The 5,706-nt window shown below is 52.0% G+C and carries 8 protein-coding genes; 2 read left to right on the forward strand and 6 right to left on the reverse strand.

The annotated features are described in order from the left end of the window. From KQJ18_RS20940 to KQJ18_RS20955, 4 genes are all read right to left on the reverse strand, one after another. Positions 1-459: pyridoxal-phosphate dependent enzyme (locus KQJ18_RS20940; RefSeq protein ID WP_216422653.1), on the reverse strand; the 459-nt coding region annotated here is incomplete at its 3' end. Positions 460-486: 27 nt separating this feature from the next. Next, positions 487-882, reverse strand: coding sequence for a RidA family protein (locus KQJ18_RS20945; RefSeq protein ID WP_069324206.1), 396 nt, complete (start codon positions 880-882; stop codon positions 487-489). A 225-nt stretch (positions 883-1,107) separates the two neighbouring features. Further along, entirely contained in the window at positions 1,108-1,416 is a 309-nt protein-coding gene (locus KQJ18_RS20950) for a monooxygenase (RefSeq protein ID WP_038640354.1), read from the reverse strand. A 39-nt stretch (positions 1,417-1,455) separates the two neighbouring features. After that, the gene (locus KQJ18_RS20955; RefSeq protein WP_038640355.1) at positions 1,456-2,247 is read right to left on the reverse strand and encodes a PhzF family phenazine biosynthesis protein; all 792 of its coding nucleotides are present in this window, start codon (positions 2,245-2,247) and stop codon (positions 1,456-1,458) included. Between the two features lie 134 nt (positions 2,248-2,381). Between KQJ18_RS20955 and KQJ18_RS20960 the strand changes: the two genes are divergently transcribed. After that, on the forward strand, positions 2,382-3,080 hold the full coding sequence (locus KQJ18_RS20960) for an RluA family pseudouridine synthase (RefSeq protein ID WP_216422654.1): 699 nt from the start codon (positions 2,382-2,384) through the stop codon (positions 3,078-3,080). Between the two features lie 38 nt (positions 3,081-3,118). Here the strand turns inward: KQJ18_RS20960 and mdtK are convergent, their stop codons facing one another. Then, complete coding sequence (mdtK, locus tag KQJ18_RS20965) at positions 3,119-4,492, reverse strand: multidrug efflux MATE transporter MdtK (RefSeq protein ID WP_216422655.1); 1,374 nt, start codon at positions 4,490-4,492, stop codon at positions 3,119-3,121. A gap of 217 nt (positions 4,493-4,709) precedes the next feature. On the opposite strand from mdtK, the gene KQJ18_RS20970 reads away from it, so the two are divergent. Next, complete coding sequence (locus KQJ18_RS20970; RefSeq protein WP_038640361.1) at positions 4,710-5,351, forward strand: riboflavin synthase; 642 nt, start codon at positions 4,710-4,712, stop codon at positions 5,349-5,351. Positions 5,352-5,398: 47 nt separating this feature from the next. Here KQJ18_RS20970 and KQJ18_RS20975 read toward each other — a convergent pair. After that, positions 5,399-5,706 (reverse strand): class I SAM-dependent methyltransferase (locus KQJ18_RS20975; protein ID WP_216422656.1); only part of this gene is annotated, 308 nt, incomplete at its 5' end.

Below are 5,706 nucleotides of genomic sequence, written 5' to 3' on the forward strand. Positions count from 1 at the left end.
ATGATCGTAAGGAGGGATCAGCGTCAGCCCTTGTTTCTCAGCCAGGTCCTGACCAATTTTTTCTCTGTCTTCAGTATAGCGATCGTAAATCACTACATTTCCGCCATACCCTTTGGTCGCGGCAACTTTGGCAGCCGGGGCATCATGCGGCATGATAATTGTCGCCGGAATCCCCAATAATTTTGCCGACAAGGCTATGGCTTGCGCATGATTCCCCGAAGAAAAGGTCACGACGCCCGCAGCCCGTTGTTGTGGCGTGAACTGGCGTAGCGCATTCATAGCGCCGCGAAATTTGAACGCGCCCATCCTCTGGAAGTTTTCGCATTTAAAGAAGACTTCAGCGCCAAATTCTTCATTAACCGTACGGGACGTCATCACCGGCGTTTTGTTGGCATAATTTGCGATGCGCTCTGCCGCAGCGACAATATCGTTATAATCAGGCAGTGTCATATCAGTCATTTTTATTCACCTGTATACAGTTATAAATCAGGCCTGTGGGGCCAAAGCCATCGCTTCGATTTCTACGGCAAAACCGTAATGAAGTTCGGCAACGCCAGCGACAGCACGGGCAGGGCGAAAATCACCGATCCACTCACCATAGATCCTGTTAAATGTCGGCCACTGGTTGATATCCGTCACATAGACACGCACTGAAACCAGATGTTGCCGCGAGACTCCAGCACCAGCCAGGCAGGCATCGACATTTTGTAAGGCCAGTCTGGTTTGTTCTTCAAAAGACGCATCGGCTTTTTTTTCGCCATCCAGGGTGACTGGCAGTTGCCCGGAAATGAACACAAAACCACCTGCCGTTGTACTGTGCGAGTAATGACCCGCCGGGGGGAAACTTCCTGGTGAAGCATTGAGCGTAATGTCTGGGGACATAAGCGATCTCCTTTGTTTTTGGTAATTCAATTTGTATAAAATAATACTGTTTGTATTATTTATACGCCTTCATGCTCCGGTCGGCTAGTGATAGTTTTCATGGGCGCTGATTTTGTGAACTAAAACAAACGTGACACACGCTATATAGCGGATGTTGGGATATGAGTGAGGGAAAAACTAGGGGAGGAGGTATCGCCCCAGAACGGGGCGTTTAAGCCAATAACGTTAGCCAATATGACCGTGGTTAATCTTACTCAATGGCTCATTGATATCGAAGATTTTGAAAAACACTTCTTCCACACCCAGATGCTTCAGGCGGGCAGTATGTTTTTTGATATAAGCCTGTGCGGAGTCTTGATCCTGAAACAGATAGATGCCACCAGCTTCATGATTGGCTTCGTTCTCGGTCCAGATTTTCCAGATAAAGCCCGGCTCCTGATTGATGGATTCGGCCAGTTCGACAAGTTGCTGCGACATCTCGGCGCCAAACGGACCATGAAAATTAAAGTGAATCTGCACCAGTTTGTTCGACATATATCCTCCCTGGATTGGGTTGTGTAACGGATAAGAGGGTTAGCGTAGCAGCACTTTACCCGTCAGGTAAGTTGTTGCCTGCCCGCCAATATAAACGCGAGAGTCCGCCAATTGACAGCGTAAATCTCCCCCGCGTTCAGATACCTGACGCGCCAACATTTCTGTTTTATTCAGTTTTGCGGCCCAGTAAGGAATGAGCATGCTATGCGCCGAACCCGTGACGGGATCTTCTGCGACGGCCTCGCCTGGGCAGAAGAAACGGCTGACAAAATCATATTCCCCGTCGCCAGGCGCGGTAATACAAACCATTTTGCCTAGCGGAACCATGGCGTGGATATTCGGACGTACAGCCTCGACCTGGTGCTGATCCTCCAACACCACCATGTAATCGCGACCCACGCGAACTTCTTTATATTCTGTGATGCCTAACGCTTCCAGCAGTAAGGCGGGCGGTACGACAGGCTCGCTTTGCCAGGCAGGAAAATCAAGCGTCAGCCATTCACCGCTGCGTGTGACCATCAGCGGACCCACAAATCGGGTGGCAAAATGGATCGTCGTGTCCGGGTAATCCAGATGTTCGAAAATCACATGCGCCGCGGCAAGCGTGGCATGCCCACAGAGATTAATTTCTCCCTGCGTGGTAAACCAACGTAGCTCAAAGCCATTATCATTGGCGACAAAGAAAGCGGTTTCCGACTGGTTATGCTGCTGCGCCATTTTTAATAATGTTTCATCGGGCAGCCAGTCCGTGAGGGGACATACAGCGGCGGCATTACCAGCAAACGTCGTGGTGCTAAAGGCGTCTACCATATAAAAATCGATTTGTTGCACTGTGTAACCCTCTCTTTGCACTCGGGATAACCTCCACTCTACCATGTAATGATTGCCATTAGTTACGCGGGTCGATTCGCCAGTGCAGTGAAAATTCGTTATCATCCGTGCCCACATTCCATCCAGGCCGTCTGATGTCTACAATCCTTGATACCTTTATTGCCCCGCCTTGTTATGACGAGATAGAGATTCTCTATCAGGACGAGCATCTGGTGCTTATCAATAAACCCACAGGGCTGCTTAGCTTGTCGGGGAAAAATCCGCAGAATCTCGATTCGGTACATCACCGGCTGGTACAGATTTATCCCGGTTGCACGTTGGTCCATCGGCTTGATTTCGGCACCTCCGGGCTGATGGTGGTGGCACGTAACAAGGGTATTAACGCCGCGCTGTGCCAGCAGTTTAGTCAGCGCATGGTGACGAAGGTATACAGCGCGCTGTTATGCGGGCATTTGGAAAACAATGCAGGGGTTATCGACGCAGCGATTAGCAAAGATCCGGCGCGGTTTCCGCTGATGACGATTTGCGCCGTTAACGGCAAGCCCGCGCGTTCGCGTTATCAGGTTGTTGAGCGTTTTCTCCATCGCCAGAAGGACGGGGGATTACTCCCCTTAACGCGGGTACAACTGACGCCTGAAACCGGGCGTACCCATCAACTCCGGATCCACTGTCAGCAGTTGGGACATCCTATTTTGGGGGGCGATTTGTATGGTGGGCGTTTGCTGCCAGGTACAGAACTCACCCCGCGACTGATGCTGCATGCCAGCGCATTGCGTTTCAGGCATCCTGTTAGCGAACAGTGGGTGAATGCCGAAAACGCCAGTCCCTTCTGAAGGCGTAAAAAAGCCGCCAGACGGCGGCTATTGTGAGCTTATCGTGCAGCGCGTTGCAAAATGACGGCAGACGGCTGGCGTTGCAGATAACGCATCCGCAGCATCATTAATACGGCCGCAGAGGTCAGACCGATAATAAAGCCCATCCAAAAACCTGCAGGTCCCATCCTGTCGACCACCAGATCGGTAAGCGCCAGAATATAGCCGCTTGGCAGACCCAGCACCCAGTAGGCTGTAAAGGTGATAAAGAAGATAGAGCGCGTGTCTTTATAACCGCGCAGGACACCGCTGCCAATAACCTGGATAGAGTCCGATATTTGATACACCGCGGCCAGCAACATGAGTTGCGCCGCCAGAGCGACAACTTCCGGATTATCGTTGTAGAGCAGGGCAATGTGCTCACGGAAGGTCACAGTGAAAATCGCCGTCACTACCGCCATGCAGACACCAACGCCCAAACCCGTTCTGGCCGCCGTTTGCGCCTCAAGCGTGGAACCTTGACCCAAACGAAAACCGACACGAATAGTGACGGCGGCAGCCAGCGACATCGGCAAAACGAACATTAACGAACTAAAGTTCAGCGCGATTTGGTGCCCGGCCACATCGACGATCCCCAGCGGGGAAACCAGTAGCGCAACCACAGCAAACAACGTCACTTCAAAAAATAACGCCAGCGCGATGGGTAAACCCAGCTGTACCAGACGCTTCATCACTGCAGTGTCTGGCTTCTGGAATCCTCGCTCATTACGGATGTCACGCATTGAACGCGCGTGTTTGACGTAAGACAGCATGGCGGCAAACATCACCCAGTAAACCGCCGCCGTGGCCACGCCACAGCCTACGCCGCCAAGTTCCGGCATACCTAAATGACCATAGATGAAAACATAGTTAACCGGGATGTTCACCAGCAGGCCGATAAACCCCATCACCATCGCCGGTTTAGTCTTGGCCAGGCCTTCGCATTGGTTACGGGCTACCTGGAAAAACAAATATCCCGGCGCGCCCCACAGCAATGCACGCAGATAACCGACGGCTTTATCGGCCAGCGCCGGGTCGATGTTATGCATGGAGCGGATGATATAACCCGCATTCCACAGCACGACCATAATCAAAACGGAGACGCTACCAGCCAGCCAGAATCCCTGGCGTATCTGATGGGCGATACGATCGCGGCGGCCGGAGCCATTGAGTTGGGCGATTACCGGCGTCAACGCCAGCAGGAGTCCGTGGCCAAACAGAATAGCCGGCAGCCAGATCGACGTACCAATGGCGACGGCCGCCATATCCGTCGCGCTGTATCCGCCCGCCATGACGGTATCAACGAACCCCATTGCGGTTTGAGCGATTTGCGCAAGAATCACCGGTATTGCCAGAGCTAATAACTGACGCGCTTCACTTACATACTTTTGCACGTGTACACCACTATATTGTTGTTATTTGAGAGACTAAAAAAGCCGCCTTATATGGCAGCAAGGAGAAAAAGCTGGGGAATTTTCAGTCTATTGTAGCGAGGAATACGTAATTCTCCAGTGAAAAAACAGGCAGCGGTGGCGCACTGCTGGCAACCTGAATTTCCACCTGCTATTGTGCTGGGCAGAGATGTCTTAATTGAGTTCAGGAGTGAGAAGTATGTTTACGGGTATTGTGCAGGGCACCGCAAAATTGGTGTCCATTGATGAAAAACCAAATTTTCGTACGCATGTCGTGGAGTTGCCTGAATATATGCTGGATGCGCTGGAGACCGGCGCATCGGTTGCCCACAATGGCTGTTGTCTGACGGTAACCGAAATCAACGGTAATCACATAAGCTTCGATCTGATGAAAGAGACGCTGCGTATCACCAACCTGGGCGACCTTAAGGTCGGGGATATGGTTAACGTTGAGCGTGCGGCAAAATTCAGCGATGAGATTGGCGGGCATTTAATGTCGGGCCATATTATGACCACCGCCGAGGTGTCGAAAATTCTGACTTCGGAAAATAACCGGCAGGTATGGTTTAAAGTTCAGGACCCATCGCTGATGAAATATATCCTGTATAAGGGGTTTATCGGCATTGACGGCATCAGCCTGACGGTCGGCGAAGTCACGCCAACGCGCTTTTGCGTGCATTTGATCCCGGAAACGCTGGAGCGTACGACGCTGGGTAAGAAAAAGCTGGGCGCGCGGGTTAATATCGAAATCGATCCGCAAACGCAAGCGGTTGTTGATACCGTTGAACGTGTGCTGGCTGCGCGTGAAAGCGCCATCAGTAACATAGCGGGCGAGGCCTGAGTCCGGCCTGAAACAAAATGCCCCCGTGAGTACGGGGGCGGCAGCCATTAGCGGGGGACGCGCAGACCGTGTTCGACACCGCGGGAGAAAACCACCTGCCAAAGCTGGATATCGCGAGCACGAAACGCACCGGCGCAGGCGTTCAGGTAATAGCTGAACATCCGTTTAAAACGCTCGGTATAGTTATCGGCGATTTCAGGCCAGGAACGCATGAAGCGTTCGTGCCATGCCATCAGCGTGGTATCGTAATCCGCGCCAAAATTATGCCAGTCTTCCATCACAAAATGCGGCTCGCTGGCGTTGGCAATCTGGCGAACTGACGGTAAACAGCCGTTCGGGAAGATGTATTTATTGA

The organism is Citrobacter sp. S55_ASV_140 (assembly GCF_018919505.1).
In the GTDB taxonomy this organism is placed as follows: Bacteria; Pseudomonadota; Gammaproteobacteria; order Enterobacterales; family Enterobacteriaceae; genus Citrobacter; species Citrobacter werkmanii.